Origin of the sequence: Rhodococcus sp. 05-2254-5, assembly GCF_002258575.1 — a bacterium.
Taxonomy (GTDB): Bacteria; Actinomycetota; Actinomycetes; order Mycobacteriales; family Mycobacteriaceae; genus Rhodococcoides; species Rhodococcoides fascians.
Window position 1 is genome coordinate 124,703 of the sequence record NZ_NOZG01000033.1, and the last position, 21,641, is coordinate 146,343.

The window sequence follows — 21,641 nt, forward strand, 5'->3', positions numbered from 1 at the left end:
CCTACGCGCGTTTCGCTGTCGTCTCGGAAGACCATGCGGTTGGTGGCTGGTGAGTCGATCGGTTCCGAGCTACTGGACTGGTCTGTCATGGAGATTCAAGGTGAGCGTCAGGAGCAGCTGATTTTCGCTTCACCTATCACCACGACGACTTCCGTGGCGCTGGGCGTGCTGCAATCTGAGGACTGTGCAACTGCGTGGGGGGTCGGCGTAGTGAATTGCTTCAAGCGGACCGTCAGCGCGGCAGGCCCGGCTGTCACGCCGCGCGAGTCTTTCTGACGCGAAGTGACTGAACCTGGCCATCGCGCCACCCCCTACTCCCCTCGCGCGCGCCTGCGGTCCTCCGAACTGAAAGCGGATACCGAACACGCATCTACACCGGCCGATCGCTTCCGGTGCTGATAGTCCGCCACCGAATCGAAGGCTGCCGTCACACCCACCGACGTCGACACGTACGTCATCGACTTGTCCCGCTGAAAGCCCAGATCGGCACCCACCTCGACGGCGTCGATGTTCGATCCCAGAAACACGAAGTCCCAGTTGTAGTCGGCCTCTTGCCGATTAATCAATTCCCGCACAGCAGCATTCGTCCACTCCCGACTCGCATTCTCGTGACCGTCGGTCATCACGAGCACCGTCACCGAGCCGGGACGCTCGCCCTCCGGTATCGCGGCCAGCCCGGCACCGACCTCGCTGACGAGCCGGCCGATCGCGTCGTACAACGCGGTGCCGCCCCGCGGCTCGAGCAAGAGCGGAGCGACGCCCTCGATGAGCGTGTTGTCGTAGACCAGCTCGTACCGGTCGTCGAACTGTGCGAGCGTGACCACGGTCCGACCGTCTGCTTCACGCTCCTTGGTGATGAACGAATCGAATCCGCCGCGGGTGTCGTCGGCGATGGAATTCATCGAGCCGGATCTGTCGAGCAGTGCTGCGACGAGGGACAGCTGAGGGTTGGTCATTGTTTCCTCCTTCAGGTCGCAGCCGAAACTGCACCGAGTGAATCGGATTGAGAGATAACGGAAGAGCGATCGGTGACGGCTACCGCAGCGCAACCGTCGTACCGCCCGAGAACGCCGAATCATGCAGCTCGATCTCGGCAGGCACGGTCCCGACGGGGACGTCGAACACGACGGTCGTGTCCAGCGCGTTGCCCGGGTTGATTTGCTCGTAGCCGATGCCCTCGTCGAGGTAGGCAGTCGCGAGGCTGTCGACCGAATACTGCTTGCCGTCGGCGTCGAGTAACTTCTGCGAGGACGCGTCCAAGCTCTGCGCTCGGTCGCCGATGTTGCGCACGGTCATCGTCACCTGGACGTACTCGCCCTGTGCGGTCTGCGTCAGATACTCCGAACCGACTGTCGCGACGGGTGGTGCGACCGCGGTGACGACGAACTCGAACTTGCCGTCGCGTACCGGAACGCCGATTCCTGGACTACTCGGCTCGACCGGGGCCGCCGAAGCCGCTTCCTCCGACGCCAAGGATCCGGCCGGCGCGGGAGCTGTCGGGCTCTCCGACGAACCACCACCGATGAGCCGAATGAGGACGCCCAGCAAGACGATCGCCACTATGACGGTCAGGATCTTGTGTCGGGCAAACCAACTCTTCTTCTGCTCGGGAGCGGGCGGGGCGTACTGCTGCTGGGGGTTCGGGTTGTGGTTGGTCATGTCGAAATTCCTCTCGTTCGGCGATGCATCAACCACACCGCAGTCGGGCCTGTCCGCGCCTCGGCTGACCGGTCGGTCTGCCTCCTCCTTTCGGTCGCGTCCGATTGGTCATGCGGGCCGTTCGGACGATTCGCGGTGTCGGTGCTCGGCCGTACGCTTCTCCTCGTGAGCACCCACCGAACAGGCACCCTGCGCCGCAAAGCCTGGACGACGGCGGCGGTGGCCTTCAGCCTGTTCTGCTCGATGATGACCGCCGGATTGGCGGGTGCGTCCGGGACGCCGGGGTGGAACCTGGGCATCGGAGTCACGCTCAACCTGATCGCCGGCGTCGCCTTGATCTGGCGGCACGAACGGCCATGGGTGGTGCTGGGACTGGCGTTGGCAGGCCCGCTGTTCTTCGCGACCGATGCGACGGCAGCGTTGATTGCCCTGTTTGCCGTCTGTGCGTTCGCACGAACCAAGCCGCTGGTGATGGCTGCCGTCGCGGTATACGTCGCGTGCGGGGTGTCGTTGACGTACGACGCGCATCGCAGTCGGTACTACTCCGTGCTGACCCTCGGCTCGACGAAGGCCGACGACGGGTCCATGCCGGTAGAATGGGACGTCCCGGCGTGGATTCCGTGGGTCGTCGCGGCAGTGCTCGTCGGGTTGGTCGTGGGTGGGGCAATGCTGCGCCGCACGCGATCCGACCTGACGGAGGCCGTGGTCACGCGAGACAAAGTGACGGTGGAGTCCAACGCTCTTCGTGAGGAGATGCTACTGAATGCGGAACGTGCCCGCATTGCCCGCGACATGCACGACACCCTCGCTGCCAGCCTCAGCCGCATCTCGTTGTTCGCGGGCGGAATGCAGGTCAACAGCGGCGATGGACCCGAGAAGGTCGCCCAAACGGCTTCGATGATTCGGCAGACTGCGCACGATGCGCTCGATGAGTTGAAGCGCATCATCGGCGTGCTGCGGGGATCAGCCGATGCTTCGAGCGGTGGCCGGCAGAGTGTCGAGGGCATCTCCGATCTGGTGCACTCGGCGCGGGACGCGGGTTTGCACACGACGCTGATGCTCGACGTGACGCCCGGTGAAATTGGCGCTGTGAGCAGTCATGTGGCGTATCGGGTGGTGCAGGAATCGCTCACCAACGCGCAGAAGCATGCCGGCGGTTCCACCATTCGGGTGGCGGTGTACGGGTCCGATCAGGCGGGCGTGCGCGTCGATGTGCGCAATCAGCTGATGGGTCAACCGGCGTTCGAGCACGGGTCTGGCACGGGGTTGGCAGGGTTGGCCGAACAGGTCCGCGGGGTAGGCGGCACGTTCAGTGCCGGCGCGCAGCCTGGTGAATTCGTGGTCTCGTGCTGGTTGCCGTGGTACTCCTGACGGGCAGTGTCGGAGTCGCGTTCTAAGCTCAGCGGACTATGACAGCGCCAGCCGTGATCACCGTTCTGATCGTCGACGACGACCCCTTCGTTCGGCGTGGAGTGACGGACATCTTCGCGAAGACCACGGACATTTCGGTGGTGGCCGACGTGGAGGACGGCGACCAGGTGCCTGCTGCGGTGGCGGCATTCCGGCCGCACGTGGTGCTGATGGATCTTCAGATGCGACGGGTCGGCGGACTGGACTCCACTCGCGAGTTGATGACGCTGACACATCCACCGAAGGTCATTGCGATGACGGCAATGGATGTGGACGATCTGGTGGTTCGATCGATCGAGGCTGGTGCACACAGCTTTTTGAGCAAAAGCGAGGCACCCGAGACGTTCCATCAGTCGGTTCGAGCAGTGGCATCCGGCAACACGTTGTTCAGTGAAGATTCGCTCAGGAAAATCGTGGCGACCTCGGTGGTGCCGGTGGCCCGGCCATCGGTATCGATGGATGTGCTGAGTCCGCGCGAGCGAGATGTGCTGCGTATCTTGGCTACTGGTTCGACCAACGCGGACATCTCCTCCGAGCTCTACCTCAGCGAGACGACGGTGAAGACCCATATCTCCGGGATCTTCGTGAAACTTGGTGTGCGCAACCGAGTCGAGGCGGCACTGGCTGCCTTTCGGGCAGGAATGGTCACGTGAACGAGCCGAGCCGAGCCAGAGCCATTGACCACCAATCGGATTCATTCTCCACGTATCTCGCTTCCTTGTTGATACCTTTATTCTGCCCGCATTGATCTGTACGAAGGAGTTACGTGACCACACCGGTTGCCGGTCTGCCCACAGCGAGCACGCTGTATGGACGCGTGCTCGTGGTTCGCGGTCTTCTCGAATCCATTGCAAGCGATGCGGTCATCGTTCTCACCAGCTCAAGCTTTTGCCCGCGCTACCCGTGGTTCTCGGTTCTCGGTGTCGAGGACAACACGACACCGCCAGCCCCGCCAGCGTTTAATACCGTTCATCGCATGGAAGGATCGAATCGCATTGGCACACTGGTCGTCTGGTTATCTCGATTTTCACGAAGAGAGCTATTCCGAGCCGCTTGCGCCCGCGGCACCGCCCACACTGCGCTGCTCCGAGTGCGGTTCTGACTTCCCCGCCCTTGAGTTGCTCCGTGAACATCTGCTCTTCGCGCACCCCATCTCGCGTCCGGTTCTCATCCACCGAGGCGTCCAGTGTGGCGATGCTCGACTACTGGTTCAACGTCGGACCGCCCCATCCGAATGGGGCGTAGTCAACTGCACGTGGGCACGCGTCGGCGATACGCAGGTGCAGCCGCACGAACTCGGCGAAGTGTTGTCGGCGAGACGTGGAATTGTCGGCGTTGAGCTCGGTAATGCGAAGTCGACGCGACGATACGAGTTCGACGTTGCCATCGCAAACGCTGCCGATCTGGAAGCGGTTGACGGGTTGCTTGCCGACCTGGTCGAAAACAGAGAGGTCCTGCCAAACACGATCAACGACTTCTTCATTCGCGCGCAGTCATTCCCAACAGCCCACAACTACGCCGGCGGCATCGCTGAGTATCTGTACTGGCTGGCGGCGCGCAGCTCAGCGAGCGAGTCCGAGGTATCGATCCGACACAAGAACAAGTTGAACCAAGCCGCGCATCTGCTTCGCGACGTGCGGCGCCCTGCAGCGGATGCAATAACTTCGCTGATTTCCTTCCACTCCAATCATTTTGATGCTGCGTCTCAGCGAGCATTGAGTTCTCACTTTCGGCGCGTAGCCAACCGCCTTGAAACGATGCTGGACGACTCTCCGGGCATCACCGACCCGTCGAAGCTGTCGGGCTATTTTGTCGACGTCGAGCGGCTCCTGATGGACGAAAGGACTGCGTCCCTCGTAGAGCTATGCTCGCTCCCTCTCGACCGGAGTACGTCAGAGAACGTCGCCAGCATCGACCTTGGGCGGAGCCCAACCCCAGATACATTCAAGATCGTCCTCTTCTCCTCTGAGCACCATCTGGCGACCAGAGATCAACGCGCTGAGGCACTCATTCAAAGTGCCGGACGATATGGTTTGCCCGAACACTGGGTGAACGACCGCCTGGACCTGATCACCACCGAAGGATTTACATGGCAGACGGCACCGAAGAAAACGGCGCCCAGGGAGAACACCTCGATTGGTCAGGTCCCGAGGACCGATTGCGTCGACACGGTGACCCCAATGAGTTGCAGCCCGGAGGACGACCAAGAGGGTCAGCAGGTTCCTCGCAATCACCCAAGCACACCGTCGACGGCATGTCGAAAGAACCACGCGACGCCGGCCAGTGGGCAGCGAAGCGTGGCAGCGGGGCGACAGGTTCGGGAACAGATGCCCCAGACGCATACCAGTCCCCGCGACAGCAGCGCATCGCAAAAAACAAACGGAAGTCCATCGCTGCACCGAATTCTGAGGCACTTCCCATGGCGAAAGTAGGACGTGCCGTGCCTGATTCTTCGCTCGCCGATGATTCGCCAGCTGAATCCAAGGATGGGCACAGTGTCAAAGGCGGTTCCGATTCCACAGGCTACCAATCGGGCGAAAGCATCCCACCGTTGACGAACTCTACGGAGGACGTACGTCCGGGGAATGCCTCTCCGGATGATGAGTCTCAGGCCTTTGTCGAGGCAACCCAGGTCTTCGAGGATCGGAACTCCGCTCCTATCGCTGAGCCCGCCGATCGCGCTCTGGAGGCAAGTGAGACGGTAACTACGGTCGAAGTAGAAGCTGCGACTGTTGAGGACCATTCATCTACGACCGAGATCGCGACAGCTTCTGATCCCGACGTCGAGCCGGCAGCCTCAACCGTAGATCAGGCTGCTGAGGACATGACTCTCGATGGCATTCGTACTTTCGCGGACTTCATCACTTTGCTCTCACAAGCGAATGGTGAGTTCAAGCCAGTTGTTTTGATGAAGCGCTCCCCAGCGCGAAACTCGATAGCTAACGCCGTTGAAATTGCGCAGTTCGACGATCGGATCGCTGATGTTGCTGCACGCGACCTAAAACTTTCGACGGCGCTGTCTCTTATGATCACTGCGGATAAATCTGAACTCAGCGGATTCGCACGCCAAACTGTCACTGCGCTAAGCGCACAGATTGTTGGGCGCCACCCCGCTTTCACCGACGACGACGCGATTCAAGACCGTCTAGCACGACTGCAGTCGAGCGATGGGGGTGAACACCTGCTGCCGTTGCTGATCACGCGAATGATTAACCGCCTCGATGGGGACTTTGACGGCAAGGCAAACCTGAAGACACCCGCCGCAGTTGTAACGCTCCGAGAGAATGCGACACACACTGTTGTGCTGATCGCTGCATCTGCAGCGAAATGGAGCACACTGCAGCTAATCGACGCGCTAGCAGAACATGTCTGGGGTGCAGGGTCCTCGCTCGATACAACCATAAACAACGAGAAGCTTGTGACACTCTCCAAGCCTTCTCGTAGGACCGCAGCATCGATCGTGGACACATTTCGGTCCCGAATCCGTAAACTTGAGAACGACTTGAGTGCGGAACAATCGAGACTCGACGCAGTCACTAAGCAGAACGAGGCACTCGCGACGAATCTTAGCGATTCGAGAAGTTCCGCCGCTCTTCTCCAGAATGAGCTAGACGACGCCAGAACCACATTGCAAGCAGAAGTCGACTCTCGAAGAAGTGAAAAGATGGCCGCGACTAGCGATTTCGAGACGTTGCGCGTCGACACAGCCCGCAACATCGCGGAGCAGGTGGAATCACTCGAAGATGCTCTAGATGCCCTACAGCACGATCAAGCACAGGTGACCGAAGAATTTGTCAGACGTGCGGTGAATAATCTCAGACGCGGTCTTGCAAGGCTCCAACCGCGAGCCACGTCGGAGGGGCAGGGAGAAAAAGGATGACCGTTGTAGGTTTCGATTTCGGCACAACGAACAGCCTGGTGTCTGTGGTGGACAACGAACGCGTTTACGACCTACTTGAAGACGACGGACAACCTGTTCCGTCTGTGGTCCGATACGAAGGGCTCCGCACAGTCGTCGGTCGCCAGGCAAAGGAGGCTCTGGATGCGCACGGTCTCGGCGTACATGGTGACTTCGTCAAATCGCCCAAAACCTACCTCGGTGCCGAGACGATTTCAGTTGGTGGCGTAGACCGGAGTCCCATTGACGTCACGAGTGATGTGATCGGGCATGTGGCACAGCAAGCGCTAGCTTCGATGCGGAACAACGGCTACCTGGCTGGAATTACTGACGCCGTCGCCACAATCCCTGTCGACATGAATGGGTCTCGCCGCAATGCGTTGCGTGATGCCTACGCGCGCAGCGGGATTCGCATCGTACAGTTCGTCCACGAACCGTTCGCCGCTCTTTACGGGCACTTTCGGCCGCACCTGGGTACGGATTTCGTTCGGCGATACGATCGCCAAAACATCCTAGTCGTCGATTGGGGCGGTGGCACGCTGGACTTGACGCTATGTCAGTTAAACGATGGTCGGGTCGTGCAGCTACAGAACAGCGGTACGGATCAGCTCGGCGGCGACATATTCGACGAAATCCTCCGCAACTGGGTTCTCACCACCGCTACTAACGGGCAGACTACCGTCGACGCAGAACGGCGACGCCTATTACGGCATCGGTGCGAGAAGTTAAAAATTGCCCTGTCTGACGACCAACAAGCAACGATTTATGTTCGAAACTTCGACCCGATCTCTGGAGCACCGCTCTCACTCCAGGTAAGTCGTGCTGAGCTCGAAATGCTCGCTGAACCGATGATCGATCGGGCTATCCAACACGTTCAGTCGCTGCTCGATGCCGCTCACATCAGCGAAGCGCAGATCGGACTTTGCCTTGTCACGGGCGGCATGTCGCAAATGCCTGCGATCGCATCACGACTTCGCGAGTTTCTGGGTGCGCACCGGGTCGAGGTGTCGAAGAACAGCGCGTCGTTGATCGCGCAAGGCGCTGCCTGGATTGCATACGACAGACAGCAGCTGGAGTTGGCCAAGGATGTCGAGGTCCGTCTTGCACGAAGTTCCTATCACCGCCTGTTACGGGCGGGAACGCCAGTCCCGTTCGAGGGCCAGGAGATGCCCAACGAGGTACTCGATTTGTACTGCGCTGATCCGCGAGACGGGCACGCCAAGTTTGCGTTCTGCACGCCGACACGACCCGGCGGCGGTGTCAATCGATCCGACCCGCGCGATGACATAGGCAATATCAGCATCGATGTAGATAGCGCCGCCAGACCATTCATTGAACGCCTCACGCTGAAGAGCGTGCTAGACGCCGACGGTGTGCTACACGCCTCTGCGATATCTGGATTGAAGCGGCACTCGGACGCTACCTCTTTACATGACCTGGAGTTCGGCATTGCTTTGGGGGCCGCTAAAAAGTCCACAGGCGTCGCAGACGACCCGGGGCCGCCTGAGCAAGTTGACTTAACGTACCAACCTGGAAGCGTCGTCGTTCGAGCCAACATCACTGCAACCAAAGACAATGCATCGGTACCTGGCGATCTGCTCTATATCTATAATTCAACTTATTTTAGCCGCGCAAAAAACCCTCCACAGGTGCAAGTTGACGAGCATCTCTATTACCAACCATGCGGTGGGTGTAAGCGACAGTCCAATGACCCGCTATGCATTTGCGGCTCAAGAAAAACAAAGACGAGCTAAGACTGAACCGCGGAGCCAACAGAGCAATCATGACGAGACTAGAGAAGCTAATTCCCAGCAGTTGGGCGGCCGGCGAGACCTCCTTTCTCACTTCCCGGCTACTCGCAGAGGAAGCTTGTCGACGCATCGACAAGCCCAACGCCGTCACACCATTAAACTGGCACAAGTACATCAGCTACTTGGAGGGTATTACGATTGGTTCCGCGCGTCAGCCCGAACCTCGGAGTATAGAAATTAGCAGGGATGACCTGTTCGCGTTGGCAACGGATGCCCGCATTTCTGACAGCGCCAAAGACTGGCATACCCTATTCTGGAATGTGATGGCGTGGGGGACGGTCGGTGATATGCGAAATGTAAGCCGAATTTCAAGTTTCGCGGTAGCTCAGACGACAACTTTTACAAGCACGTTGCGACACGCTGCAGAGTTCAGCTACCTCGGTGATCCGACTGGCGGCTATGTGGCTTTCAACAACGATGGGAAAATACCTCGTCTTGGTACCGCATTTTTCAGCAAATTCTTGTACTTTTCTGGGGATCGTAAGGCGGAGTCACTGCGATGCTTCATATACGATGATCGCGTTCGAGTTGCTTTGAACATAATTCGCGGTGACGAGCCGAAGATGACCGCCGAAGGATACGCCGATTACAGCCGTACGGTACACACGTGGTCGCACACCGCAAGCGACCTTACGGGTAGATTCGTGCCACCCGACGAAGTTGAATTCAGGCTGTACTTATTGGGCCAGCACGCGCGGACACACCGGAACTGGCTGCGGGTTGAGGTTGCGATGCTCCGCCAGGGAGTTACTGCATCCGACTTCGATAGCATTCTCACCAGACTGATAACGTAACTTCAGGGAACACATTAGGGTCTTATTCGCCGAATTGCGACCTTCTTCCCACGACCCATCACGGATCACGGATCACGGATCACGGATCACGGATCACACTTTAGCCCCGCTGTTGGAGTAAGTCTCAGGAGAACCGCCAGCGTTACGGCTTCAGCCTAGCCGGATGTTGACCCGTCATTGAGCATCCATACTCGCTTCAACGGCAGCGCACCCTGTATCGGAGCCGGAAGTCGTTCGTAGTTCCGCAGCACCGCATCTACGATGTCAGAGGCTTCCCAAATCCTCAGCCGTAAGGCCTGGTGTTTGACCGAATCACGCGCAGGCTTGGTTAACCCACCCCAGGCGACCAGCAGTCCTTGTTCGGCACCGTGTGTTGCCATTACACCTTGAAGTTGAGCCACAACCGGAGCGCCGACCTGACCCCCAGACTTCACCTGGACCAGCACTCGAGGTGAGTCCAGCCCAAGAGGTCCTCTTCCCGCGGTGATATCAATTCCGCCGTCCGGCCCAGGAGGTGATTGCACGCAACTGAATCCTTCGGACTCAAGCACAGCGGTGATCAAGGTAGCGAGATCGTGCCCCGCGAAGTCTTCACCAATCCTGGTCAGAATCTGATCGGCAGCGGCTTGTTCAAAGTCGGTACTCAGCTCCGGAGAATCTACGGCAGTATCGTCCACTGGACCCGATGAAAGGCCGCTGCCGCTGTTCAACCCGGACTGTTGCATTGGCGATACAGATCCCGGGTCGACACCGTATTTAGAAAGGTTCTCCAGACGGCTTACGGCATTGTTCTTGCTCGGCGAAAAAATTGTCAAAACGCTACCCAGCGTATAAAGCAAGTCCGTCTTCACAGCAGAACGAGGCACGTCGGTTCTAATCCAATCGACTTCCACTACGTGCCGCTGGGAAGGGATTCCCTCTGCAAGATATTTATAGCCTGATTTAACGCGCCCGAGTGCTATCTGCTTTGTGGTCTTCATTGGCATCGCAAGCAAATCACCAGGAGTAATCCGCCCCCGCAACGCCCACAACTGGGCGGTCGTGTTCTGCACCAAGCCTTTCGATCCGTCTGGAATTACCTGCGACACGATTGCCCCGACTTCCTCACGCGTCGTGCACGCTGATAGATCGGGGATCTCTTGCCAACCACCGCCCGAGTATCCATTGTCGATCGCCCACTGATCGCGTTCTCCGACACGTCCGGAGCGAACAACCCACGCAGATACGGTCATGCCCTACAGCCTAGCCAATGGGGCGTCCAACACCTGCGGCACCGCCTCGCGCCTGTCCGCGTTCAAAGATTCTACCGCCTACGAACGAGTCACCACGACAATCGAAATCCCGCCTACAAGCTTCGTTCGAGTACGCCAGCCGATGACGTCCTCGCAAACACCAACACAACCCGACTCACCTGCTCCCCCGTCGCCCGGCCAAGCAGGTCCGCATACACCGACAGCTGGGTCCAATAGGCCTCCAGTGTCTTTGCCGTAACCCCCACATCCGTCTTGTAGTCCACGATCACCAGCGACCCGTCGTCTTCGCGATACACCAGGTCCGCGATTCCCTCGACCACGATGGTCTCGTTAGGCGACATACCCGCAAGCTGCATCTCCTGCCAATGCTCGCGCGCGGCAGCGCGCTGCACAGGCTCGGAGCTGAACACCGACTTCGCCAGAAGCACGAACCGATCGAGATCGACCAAACCCGCCAAAGCGCCCGCGTTCCGTGCCTTCTCCTCAAACTCGGAATCCATCGCCGCATCGAGCGGCACCGTCTCCAACAGCGCGTGCAATGCGATACCCAGCGTCGTGCCGCTCTCGACAGACCCGACCAGTGGTGCAACCACCTCGATCGAGCCCGTAGGGAAGACAAGATCCGCCAACCGGTACTCCGACAACACTGCCTCGTGCACAGGCAGAACCGGATGCGCAATCTGCGTCGCGGATACCGTCGACGGCAACGCAGATGTCTCAGTCACTCGCGCAGTCTCGGCTTGCCATTCGTCCCAGCTCTGCAACGCAACCGAACTCGACTGACCGACGTCCTCGACCCGCACTGGCTCGATCAGATCGGGAACGACATTGGGAACGCCCGCGGTGCCCGCAGCCAGAGTCTTGCCCCAACTCCCCTTTGCTCCGACATAACCCGACACAGCAAGGAAACTCTCTGCCCGCGTACACGCCACGTAGAGGAGACGAACGCGTTCGGCTTCGGTGTGCGCCTTCTCGATAGCGGAGACGCTCGTGTAGTCAACGGATTGCACTGCAGCGCAGACATTGAGATGCATCGTTCCGTCATCACCCCACACCACCGGATCGGACGTCGTTCGGAACCCACCGCTCATTCCCGCAACGATGACCATCCGAAACTGCAGTCCCTTCGCGGCATGCATGGTCATGATCCGGACAGCATTGACCCCGACCTCGGGCAACACCGCTTCGGTGACGCGCGCGTTCTCGTCCTGCTGGGTTTGTGCCCACGCAAGGTAATCCCGCAGATCGCCGCCGTCCTCGCCGTACCACGCGTGCGCCTGATCGACGACGAACCGCAGTCGACGCCACACGTCCCGGTGCCGCGGTGAATCCATCGACACCTCGAACACCCTTCGGTCGGCAGCCAATCGACTCAGCAGCGCCCCAGGACTCAGCAACCCCAACTCGAACCAGACCGACTTCAGATACGCACGTCCCGCCGCGACCGGCGAATCTTCCAGACCCGCAGGTGCGTCAGAGAAGAAGTCCCACCGTCCTCCCGCTGCCTTCCACCGCAGCAGATCATCGTCCCCGCAACCGAACAGCGGCGTCCGCAGTGCAGCAACAACCGCAGCTTCGTTCGCAGTATCTGCCAGAGCGCGGCAGGTCACGAGCAGATCATGGACCTCCTGCGTCGAATAGACCAACGATGACGCCTCGGAACGGAACTCGATACCGGCGTCATCGAGATAGCGCTCGAGAAAGGGCAGAACAGCGCGCGACGGGATGAGGACGCAGATATCGCTGAGGTTTACTGGCCGATGGGTGTATTCGCCGAACCCGCCGGCCTCCTTCTGCCACCCCTGGTCGAGCGCGGTCGCAATGATGCGCGCGACATCCCGTGATTCCCGGGCGCGCAGCACTTCGGACGGGGTAAGCAAGTGCTCGTCCTTGACGGCCTCGCCGGAATCTCCGAACACGAATGGATCCGGACCCCAATCTGTTCCGACCGACCATTCCGGTCGACCTGGAGCCGGATCGAGCGGCGTGTAGTCGGGCTGAACATAGCCGTTGGGGACAACCAGGGATCCGAACACCGAGTTCACCCATTTCAGAACAAGTTTCGTGGATCGGAAGTTCGTGGTCAGTCGAACCACGTCAGCGGTATCCGTGGTATCATGCGCCGCCATGTACGACGCGATGTCTGCGCGACGGAACCTGTAGATCGACTGTTTTGGATCCCCCACCGTGAACAACCGGCCCGACTCGTCCGGACCGTCGACGATCAACCGGGCAATCTCCAATTGCAGCGGGTCGGTGTCCTGGAACTCGTCCAGCATGATCCGCTGGTAGGAGTTGTGGACGATCCGACGAACGTCGTCATGACGCAACACGTTTCGGGCGTAGACGAGCAGATCGTGGAACTCGAGCTCACCCCGTCGGCGACGCTCGGCGGACTCGTCGACAATCACGCGGGAAAGATGATGCACGACGATCGCCAACGCAGACGCAACGTACCTCGTCCGCTCGGCAGCGGCGGCCGCGTTCAACTCGTCGATCGAGCCCTTGATCTCTTTGACCATTGCAGTGCCGCCGACCCAGTTCGGGCCCCTGCCGCCACTGCCTTTCGTCGGGCATTCCGCCGCGACTGCGATCCAGGCTGTGGAGGACCTGGCGTCTGCCATAGCGACTCGCCACTCTGCGATCGAGGACAACCGCATAGCCAAATTGTCGGACGGGTGGGTGCAGTCCCTAACAGAATCGACAACCTCATCGGCAACACGTAGAAGAGAATCGATATCCGCAACGGCCATCGTTGGCGCAACGTCGTCGACGATCAATCGGTCCCAGCTCCGGTCGAGCGCGTCGGCGAGAGTTCGTACCTGGTCCAGCGACGCTCCCGCACCCAGGATGATGCGCATCGCGTCGGTGAGTCCGCTGGGCGCAGTGTGCTCGTCGGCGAAAAGCGCAGCGCGCATTCTCCGCCATCGACGCTCGAACGAGAGCTGGGAACCCATCGCGTCCACGACGGCCATACGCGGCGGTACCCCAGCCTCCAGCGGATGTTCGCTGACGATGCGTGCGGCAAACGAATGCAGCGTGCCGATCGCGGCAGTGTCGATCTGCTGCATCGCCTTTTCGGCAGCATCACCGGAGAAGGACGCGAGATGTGTGCGGACTCGTTCGCGGAGTTCCGCCGCGGCCTTCTCGGTGAACGTGATGGCCGCAATGCGATCGAGTTCGATCCCATCGACGAGTACGAGGTGACAGATGCGCTCGACGAGTGAGTGCGTCTTGCCGCTTCCTGCGCCGGCCTCGACGAACAACGTTGCAGAGGTGTCGGTTGCGATGCGTGCTCGGTCGACGCGGTCGACCAGCATGGTGTCTTCACTCGCCATGTCAGTCTCCGTACTTAGCGCGGTAGTCGGCGAGCTCGGGCACGTCTCGTAGGCTCGACCATGCCCGTTCCAGTCCGGCTTTCCCGATGAGGTCGATCAGCGGGTTGGCCCAGAAACTGTCCGGTGGACGCGGCGGGAAGTACCCGGCGCGAATCATCCGGTGCACCCGAAAGATATCTGCTTTCAGCACCTCGACCGCGGAATCGGTGAGCGGATAGCCGATCGTCTCGTACCTCGCTTTGTGGTTGACGAACCAGTAGCGCGTCGTGACGTCGTCACCCATCGTCAGCGCCAGCAGTCCATACACTGGAAGCTGGAACTTGGTACCGTCGTCGGTTGGCTCGGATTCGGAGAGCTTCTTGTAGGACGTCGCCTGACCGGACTTGTAGTCGGTCACCCGAATTCGACCATCTGAGTGCCGATCGATCCGGTCGATCTTCCCGGCGAACGCGATCTTCTCGCCGACTAGATCGAGAACCAGGACATCGGGTTCGACGCCGAAGTTCCTTTCGACGTGCAGTGGTGTCCATCCCCCTTCGCGGTCAGTTCGGTCGAGCTCGAACCACTCGACAAGTTCGCGACGGATGATGCTGCTGTCCTTCTCCCACAGCTGCGGTAACCATCCGGGAGCGTCTACGCGGGCGTCGGCGAGGACCTCTTCGGAGACCTCGATGAGGTGCTCAAGCGTTGCGTCGATACCGTCGATCGTTCCTTGGACGTAGCGCTCGAGGGATAGGTGGATCAAGTTTCCGCGAGTCAGCGGGTCGAGCTGCGCGGCGTCGTCTGGATCGTCGAGTGTGTCGACGCCGAGGACTGTCTTGACGAAGAAGCGGTACGGACTCGCGACCCAGTCTTCGAGCCTGCTCGCCGACACCGGTTTGCCGAAGAACGTGACGGCGTTCTCGATGTGCGAGACGTTGCCGTTGAAGCGGGTGAAATTGCCGTTCAGTCTGTCACTGCGAAGTTCCATTCCCGCGTCGACAATCGGGTCGTCCAGAGCGCCGCGGCGATTACGTGCTGCGTGTTCTGCCAGTGCGCGCAGGCGCCATTCTGTCTCAGAGGCGGCACTGACGCCGATGCGAGGATCGACGGTCTGCGTCGAGATGTCGAATGACTCGACCGTGACGATCGACTCGACGTCGGCAGTCTGCTTCTGCCAGTCGACGACGCCGATCTTGTTTCCGGACAGGGCATCGAGCGTGGGCATGAGCCACCGCGACGGCACCTTCTCCGCTCCCCCGCGCATACTCCCGCGAGGGAAGGACACGACGCGGTGCTTCTGTCCCGACGCCAACGTGGCTAGGAACTGCGACTTCTGGTTCTGGATCTCGCCGGCGAGAGTGCGTCCAACGAGTGTGCCCGGCAGCAGCGGATCCTCACGCCGTGTGGCGGGAAGAATGCCCTCGGCTGCGCCGAGGACAATGCACACGTCGAAGTCTCGTCCTGCACCGGCTGCCAGTGTGCCGACGGTGACAGCGGATGTTGTGGTTCCGACTGTCTCCGGCACAGCATCGATTCGCACGGAGATCGCATTGACGATTCCCGACAAGGTAGGCGGCGGTGCCACACCGTCCAGCTCGCCGAGCTCGAGGCAGATCGTCGTCAAAGCACGTAAGTCATTGGTAGTCGGATCATCTGAGTGTTTCGACCGGCCGTTGAAGTAGCGCCCTAAGACGTCGATCACGCATCGCGACGCTTCAGACCATGTCGCGGCACTTGCGACCGCATTGAGATCATCGCGGAGGGTGATCACCAAGGAGTGCAACGCTGTGGCGACGTAGGCGTCCCGGTCCTCCGGGTCCAGCTCTGTGAGTCTTGCCCAATCGGAGCCGCCGACAATCTTTATCCTTGCGCGAGTCAGTCGCTCTACGCGCCGAAGTGGAAGAGCTGCGACAGGAGTTCCGAAATACCAGGTCACGACGCGTTCGGACAGGATCGACAGCAGTTCGCGTCGAGGCATGGTGTCTGCGTCGATACTGAGTAGTCGACGTAGTGATCGTGCGGCCGGCCGATGTCTCATGGTGTGGCACTGCTCGCCAGCGAATTCGATTTCTGCGCTGCCGAAGTGCTCGTGGATCAAACGTAGGTAGGGATCGGAGTTCGCAAAGAACACACCGATCCGGTGTCCCGGAACTCCAGCTGAGAGATGCTCCCGGACCAGCCTGGTGATCGACCGAACCTCGTCGTCGGCGTCCGATGCATGAAGCACGAGGGTGCCGAGCGGCTCAACATCGCTCTCGACCAGCTGACCACGGTTAATAAGAGCTTCGAGAAACTGCGATGCTCCGGCGTCCGCAACTGTCGGGAGAAACACCACCACCTCACCCAGCTCATGGATACGCGATGTTGCGGCGGCGTATGCCTCGTGCGGAAGGTAGTGCGTATCGGTCTGCGCGGCGGTCGCGGCAGTGTGGACACGGAGCATGTCTCGCACGAGAGGAGTCGCGTCGGCGGGTGATGGGTCAGCTACCGCACCGAGCGTGCGTGAGGCAGCGGCCAGAGCTTCGGCAGTGATGGGCTGATCTGCAACATCGACGAACACTCCGGGCTCGCAGGCAAGCACCTTCTGCACTGACGCGGCGAGATACGGGAACGGCAGTGGGACGCGGGGTGCCAGTGCAGGGGCAGCCAGCGTGTCGACAGCCAGATCGAGTGTCAGGACTCGAGTGTTGGCAACCCCGCCGTGCCGGGCGAGGTACTGCAGAACGTCTCGGATGGCACCTCGACTGGGCACGATCACCGTAACGAGCCGAAGTGGGCGTTCCCCTTTCGCTTGAGTGACGGCGTCAGCGAGGCGGCCATACAGATCGTTTCCCACCCTTACATCATGTCCGACGGTCGCCGTCCGCGTCCGCTGCTTGACCAACGCAGCGCGGTGAACACCGACTACTCAAGCCAAACCCGCTGCTTGAAACCGCCACGAGCAGCCAGTTCATCCGCAGCTAGCTTGCTTGCTTAGAGCCGCGTCGATCAGGCATAGATGCGCGGCCAGGGCTCACACGAAGGCGAGGACGTCGGCCAGCTCTTCATGTCTGTTCGCCAGCGTTGCGTCACGAAGTTCTTGCGCTTCATCAAACAGCTTGTCAATTAACGCTTTTCCATGATCCTCAGGGTCGAGGGTGCGATACTGCCGGACGCGACCCGAGCTCGATGATCGACCGAATCAGATCACGAACAAGTTTCAGTGCTCAGCTGTGTGCAGGTACGTCGATTCCCTCGACCTCTGATCCGCTGATCCGCTGATCCGCTGACAATGTGCCACCAGCTGGTCAGCGTTCTAGACAGAGGCGCACGCGTCGGCACCTTCGACATGGCCGTGTTGGTCGCGCTACCCGAACTTGGGATTGCTCCGGCCCGGCTCATCACCCAGCACAAGCCTTCGAAAACGTGACTATTGCAAACAGAAAATGGCACACCCCGTACGCTTTTCGTATGATCCACGTTGATGAAGTGACCGCCGATACGTGTCGCCAACGACGATATTCGTTGGTCCGGTGACACTTCGCTTCGACTCCAGACCGACGGGACAACGACGGCGGGCCTGCAGTGCGCCGCTGTAGTAGAGCCATCTCTAGAGTGTCTCGCCCACGTCATGAGTCAGTGAGGAAGGCACATGCTGGGTCGGCTAATCGGCCTAGTCAATCGTCTGAGGCTTGCTAGGACGAGCATGTGGACCATTGCAAGTACGTATTCTAATGTGCCGGATTTGAGTGATTAGGACTTTGTATGGCAACGAATAGCAGGAGTGAAGCAGAGCTAGTTGCGTTGCGTGAAGCTTGCGAGCCTCGCGATGACGTCGTCAGTGGCGGCTTGGCCGACAACCACTTCGCAGCCCAGCTGGACAAAGTTGTTCGCGACGCCGACCACTACCCCGTCTACGGCAACCCAGATGCGTTCTTCGCGCAGACCTACGCCACCAGTGGCCTGCGCACCCTCCTGACAAAGACTTTTGGCCGCGTGACCGGAGCGAAGGGTGTGGCAGCCGAGAATGGCGTCCTGCGCCCCACCACCTCGTTCGGTGGCGGAAAGACCCACGGCCTCACTGCCGTTTACCACCTCGCGAGGGGTGCCCGTCCAGCCAACCTCGCAGACTTCGTGGATTTGGCGCTGCTTCCGGAGGGGCCCGTGCCAATCGCAGCCCTCGTCGGTGACGCGCTCGACCCAGTCGCGGGCGTCGAGACCAACGGTCGACGAACGTACACACTTTGGGGCGAGATGGCAGCCCAGATCGGCGACGCTGCTTTCGACGTACTGGCCGCCAGCGATGGCGAACGCACAGCGCCCGGCACCGCAACGATCAAAGAGGCATTCGCCGGGCAACCGACCATCATCATCATCGACGAGATCGCCAAGTACATCCGGCAGGTGACCTCCTCGGGCAGCGAGGACGTTCGCCGCATGGCCAAGGCCATTCCTGTGTTCCTCGGCAACCTCTTCGAGGTCGCATCCGATCCGACAAACAACGTCTGCGTCATCATTACACTTGCCGCCGCCACCAATGCGTTTGGCGAAGAGACTACCGAGATTACAGACCTACTCGACGATGCAGCCTCGGCCGCGAGCGGCGCAGTGGCCGAGACGGCCGACGTACTCACCCGCGCGGTACAGCCATCCGCCGTGATCAAGCCTGCCGATGACACCGAAATCGGCGAGATCCTCAAGACCCGCCTCTTTAAGACCGTCGACCAGGGTGCGGCTCGCGCGGCTGGTGACGCCTACCGCGAGTTCTACGAAGTCCTCGGTAAAACCGAAACACTCGCTGGCGGCCCAGAGCAGCCGGTTACTTACGGCGACCAGGTGGCCAAGTCGTACCCGTTCCACCCCGAACTGGTGCGCGTCCTCGATCAGCGACTCGGAGACATCCCACAGTTTCAACGGGCCCGCGGAGCCCTCAAGCTCCTTGCGGAGGTTGTGGCTGGAATCTACCGCGATGGCGATGACACTGCGATCATCAATGTCGGCGACATCGACTACTCCGATGCGCCCGTCCTAAACCACCTCACCGATGGACTCGGCAGAGGAGAATTCTCCTCCGTAGCGATCGGCGACTTCGCCGGCCGTACCTCCCACGCAGTATCCGTCGATGCCGACATCTTCCCCGGCAAGCCGCACTACGCGACCCGGGTTGCACGTACCGTGTTCACACACTCGCTGGAGATGAAGTCCAATGCGGGAGCGGGCCGCAACGACTGGCTTGTCGGCACCTTGCGCCCTGGCGAGGATGCCACGATCTTCGAGAAAGCACTTATCGAGTCCGAAAAGGTGTTCTGGCATTTGGCCTTCGACGGCGCGCGGTGGCGGTTCAACGTCGAACCGAACGTCAACGCCATTATCGAGGCCGAAAAGCGCAACGTCGCGAATACACGTGTCACAGCCATCGTCGACGACCTGATCCGCCGCGCATTTACTAACGACGGTGGGGTCACAGCGGTCCACTTCCCGTCCGCCGCCGTCGACATCCCCGACGCGGCCAGCTTGCGCGTCGCGGTGCTCGACTACCGTGTCTTGTCGGTGAACGTTAAAAACTCCGACACCGCCCCCAGCCTGCTGGTCGAGATGCTCGACAAGTCCGGCACCGTCGACTCACCCCGCAAGTATCGCAACGGCGTAGTGTTCGCGGTCCCCGACGACGACCAGATCGAGACGCTCAAGGACCGCGCCCGCGCCCTCATCGCTGCGGACATCCTCGCAGCCGATACCGCCCGTTTGAGCCAGTTCAGCGCGGAGGTTCGGAAGAAGATCGAGGCCTACCAGAAGCAGGCGTCGCTCGAAGCGCGGATCGCAGTAAACCGGTGTTACAAACACATCTATTTCCCCACAAACGACAAGTCGAACGGGCATCTAAGGCATAAGGAGCTGCCCCCGCAGGTCCAAGGCGACCCGAAGAATGCGACGACCGCGGTAATTGCGCTCCTAGAGGACGAGAGCAAAATCCGGCGTGACTCGTTCACTGCCTCTTTTCTGAAGTCGAAGACCTGGCCAATGGGCAATTCCGCCACGACCGCGGTGATCGTAGACTTCTTTTGGATGGACCACGCCTCCCCAATCGTTCGCAACGCCGCGCTTTTGCGCGAAGCCATCACAAACGGCATCAAGAACGAGAACTGGGTTTACTACGACGGCGCCACAGGTAAGACCTTCACCGCAAAGGCAATGGCGGGCATGAACGTCGGATTCAGCAACGATGCCGAAATTATGACCGCAGCCGAGGCGCAGAACCGCGGCCTACTTGTCCGCAAGCCGACCCAGACCGACCTACGCGCAGTCCTTCCCGGTGCCACCATCACCGGTGCCGAGCTTCGTGCTTTGCTGGACACCGAGTGTGGCGGGGAACCGTCGAAGACCGACGTCCTCGAAGTTCTCGCCACGGCGATTCAGGCCACCGACTACAAGTTATTCGTCGTCCTCGACACAGACCCAATGCCGGGAGTACGCGCCCTAACGCCGAGCGCGATCAAGGAGAAGGGACTCGACACGCTGCGCATCATTCCGCGCGCGGACGCCGACGCGGTCGGCGTCGAGGTACCGACCCGGACCGTCAACAACAAGACGTTCACCGCGAACGGGCCGGGCGGGGCCGCATTCCAAAAGGTCGTCGATCAAGTCTCCGATTTCACCATTCGCACGGTATCTCGACTGACCCTCAAGGTGACGGCCGACGAATCCAAGGGATCCGGAGACATCGACCTCGCTGTTGCAGCCCTCGGGATGTTGCCCAAGTACTCCGTCACCGTGACGAGCACCATCGTCGCAGAATACAAGAACCTCACCGGTGGCCTCCGGTTCGCCGGAACTGCAGAGCGAGCCGACTTCCAGAGCTCCTACGCCAACGTGAAGAAGGCGCTTTCCGGTTCCACAAAAATTGCTGGCGAAATGACGCTCGAGATTGTCTTCCAACCACCTGTCACCATCGACACCGCGGATATCGGTCAAATCCACACCGTGGTCAAGAACCTCCAGATCCAGCAGACCACCATTATGGCCGAGGTGACCCGATGAGCGCCCGCTCCAACACCACAACCCGAATTCGGCCCCTGGCCGCAGTCGGCGCTACGCGCGCCTTCCGGATCACGATCGTCCCCGGCAAGAACGACTCGTACGGGCTCGTCCTTGAGGAAACCTACGGTGAGACTGGCTACACCCTCGCCTCGCCCGTCGTCGCAACCACACCCTTTCAAACCGGGCGGATCACCGACGCCGTCTTCGCAGCTGCGCGCGGTTCGGGGCATTCGCCCAGCGTTCTAGCTTTTACACGCCAGACCCCGATCAGGATCAACGAAGCCGACGGCGTCCGGCTCGCACTGATCCTCCTCACCACCCAGCCCATCTCTAAGCATTTGAGGGTGCGCGCAATCGTGGCTGGCATCAACAGCATGAGCGTCGAGGAAACCTACTACTGGTACTCCAAATGCATAGGTACCGAAGCCGCCCGTGCCCGCAAGGCACTCCGCACACTCCTCGCCGACGACTGACCGAAA

The 21,641-nt window shown here is 60.3% G+C and carries 14 protein-coding genes; 9 read left to right on the plus strand and 5 right to left on the minus strand.

Going from position 1 to position 21,641, the window contains the following annotated elements; translation table 11 throughout:
- Positions 1-311 precede the first annotated feature (311 nt).
- Positions 312-956 (minus strand): vWA domain-containing protein, encoded by a 645-nt coding sequence (locus CH278_RS25725; RefSeq protein WP_094623214.1) that lies wholly within the window; start codon positions 954-956, stop codon positions 312-314.
- 79 nt (positions 957-1,035) lie between these two features.
- Positions 1,036-1,659, minus strand: a complete 624-nt coding sequence (locus CH278_RS25730) for a DUF4352 domain-containing protein (protein ID WP_094623215.1) — start codon at positions 1,657-1,659, stop codon at positions 1,036-1,038.
- 135 nt (positions 1,660-1,794) lie between these two features.
- On the opposite strand from CH278_RS25730, the gene CH278_RS25735 reads away from it, so the two are divergent.
- From CH278_RS25735 to CH278_RS28285, 7 genes are all read left to right on the plus strand, one after another.
- A complete protein-coding gene (locus tag CH278_RS25735) occupies positions 1,795-3,030 on the plus strand; it encodes a sensor histidine kinase (protein WP_143536311.1) in 1,236 nt (411 codons plus the stop codon).
- Between the two features lie 38 nt (positions 3,031-3,068).
- Positions 3,069-3,722, plus strand: coding sequence for a response regulator (locus CH278_RS25740; RefSeq protein ID WP_094623216.1), 654 nt, complete (start codon positions 3,069-3,071; stop codon positions 3,720-3,722).
- A 113-nt stretch (positions 3,723-3,835) separates the two neighbouring features.
- Positions 3,836-4,171 carry a hypothetical protein gene (locus CH278_RS27255; protein ID WP_143536312.1) on the plus strand — a complete coding sequence of 112 codons (336 nt, stop codon included), beginning with the start codon at positions 3,836-3,838 and terminating at the stop codon, positions 4,169-4,171.
- Between the two features lie 178 nt (positions 4,172-4,349).
- The gene (locus tag CH278_RS25745) at positions 4,350-5,501 is read left to right on the plus strand and encodes a hypothetical protein (protein ID WP_094623217.1); all 1,152 of its coding nucleotides are present in this window, start codon (positions 4,350-4,352) and stop codon (positions 5,499-5,501) included.
- Positions 5,502-5,509: 8 nt separating this feature from the next.
- Positions 5,510-6,949 (plus strand): hypothetical protein, encoded by a 1,440-nt coding sequence (locus CH278_RS25750; protein ID WP_143536313.1) that lies wholly within the window; start codon positions 5,510-5,512, stop codon positions 6,947-6,949.
- The gene (locus tag CH278_RS25755) at positions 6,946-8,721 is read left to right on the plus strand and encodes an Hsp70 family protein (protein WP_094623219.1); all 1,776 of its coding nucleotides are present in this window, start codon (positions 6,946-6,948) and stop codon (positions 8,719-8,721) included. The genes CH278_RS25750 and CH278_RS25755 overlap by 4 nt, the downstream gene beginning before the upstream one ends.
- Positions 8,722-8,750: 29 nt before the next feature.
- Complete coding sequence (locus CH278_RS28285) at positions 8,751-9,572, plus strand: 8-oxoguanine DNA glycosylase OGG fold protein (protein ID WP_094623220.1); 822 nt, start codon at positions 8,751-8,753, stop codon at positions 9,570-9,572.
- 155 nt (positions 9,573-9,727) lie between these two features.
- Here the strand turns inward: CH278_RS28285 and CH278_RS25765 are convergent, their stop codons facing one another.
- The 3 genes from CH278_RS25765 to CH278_RS25775 form a co-directional block, all read right to left on the minus strand.
- A complete protein-coding gene (locus CH278_RS25765) occupies positions 9,728-10,804 on the minus strand; it encodes a restriction endonuclease (protein ID WP_094623221.1) in 1,077 nt (358 codons plus the stop codon).
- Between the two features lie 113 nt (positions 10,805-10,917).
- Positions 10,918-14,163 (minus strand): UvrD-helicase domain-containing protein, encoded by a 3,246-nt coding sequence (locus tag CH278_RS25770; protein WP_256991822.1) that lies wholly within the window; start codon positions 14,161-14,163, stop codon positions 10,918-10,920.
- A 1-nt stretch (position 14,164) separates the two neighbouring features.
- Complete coding sequence (locus tag CH278_RS25775) at positions 14,165-16,903, minus strand: PD-(D/E)XK nuclease family protein (protein ID WP_256991823.1); 2,739 nt, start codon at positions 16,901-16,903, stop codon at positions 14,165-14,167.
- 986 nt (positions 16,904-17,889) lie between these two features.
- Between CH278_RS25775 and CH278_RS25780 the strand changes: the two genes are divergently transcribed.
- Positions 17,890-21,162 carry an ATP-binding protein gene (locus CH278_RS25780; protein ID WP_094623222.1) on the plus strand — a complete coding sequence of 1,091 codons (3,273 nt, stop codon included), beginning with the start codon at positions 17,890-17,892 and terminating at the stop codon, positions 21,160-21,162.
- Complete coding sequence (locus CH278_RS25785; protein ID WP_094623223.1) at positions 21,159-21,635, plus strand: DUF7680 family protein; 477 nt, start codon at positions 21,159-21,161, stop codon at positions 21,633-21,635. The genes CH278_RS25780 and CH278_RS25785 overlap by 4 nt, the downstream gene beginning before the upstream one ends.
- The last annotated feature ends 6 nt before the right edge of the window (positions 21,636-21,641 follow it).

What these genes read in the sequence shown, in the direction of transcription:
- CH278_RS25770 (WP_256991822.1), bottom strand. Translation starts at nt 14,163, where the DNA reads ATGGCGAGTGAAGACACCATGCTGGTCGACCGCGTCGACCGAGCACGC.
- CH278_RS25725 (WP_094623214.1), bottom strand. Translation starts at nt 956, where the DNA reads ATGACCAACCCTCAGCTGTCCCTCGTCGCAGCACTGCTCGACAGATCC.
- CH278_RS25755 (WP_094623219.1), top strand. Translation starts at nt 6,946, where the DNA reads ATGACCGTTGTAGGTTTCGATTTCGGCACAACGAACAGCCTGGTGTCT.
- CH278_RS28285 (WP_094623220.1), top strand. Translation starts at nt 8,751, where the DNA reads ATGACGAGACTAGAGAAGCTAATTCCCAGCAGTTGGGCGGCCGGCGAG.
- CH278_RS25730 (WP_094623215.1), bottom strand. Translation starts at nt 1,659, where the DNA reads ATGACCAACCACAACCCGAACCCCCAGCAGCAGTACGCCCCGCCCGCT.
- CH278_RS25785 (WP_094623223.1), top strand. Translation starts at nt 21,159, where the DNA reads ATGAGCGCCCGCTCCAACACCACAACCCGAATTCGGCCCCTGGCCGCA.
- CH278_RS25740 (WP_094623216.1), top strand. Translation starts at nt 3,069, where the DNA reads ATGACAGCGCCAGCCGTGATCACCGTTCTGATCGTCGACGACGACCCC.
- CH278_RS25780 (WP_094623222.1), top strand. Translation starts at nt 17,890, where the DNA reads ATGGCAACGAATAGCAGGAGTGAAGCAGAGCTAGTTGCGTTGCGTGAA.
- CH278_RS25765 (WP_094623221.1), bottom strand. Translation starts at nt 10,804, where the DNA reads ATGACCGTATCTGCGTGGGTTGTTCGCTCCGGACGTGTCGGAGAACGC.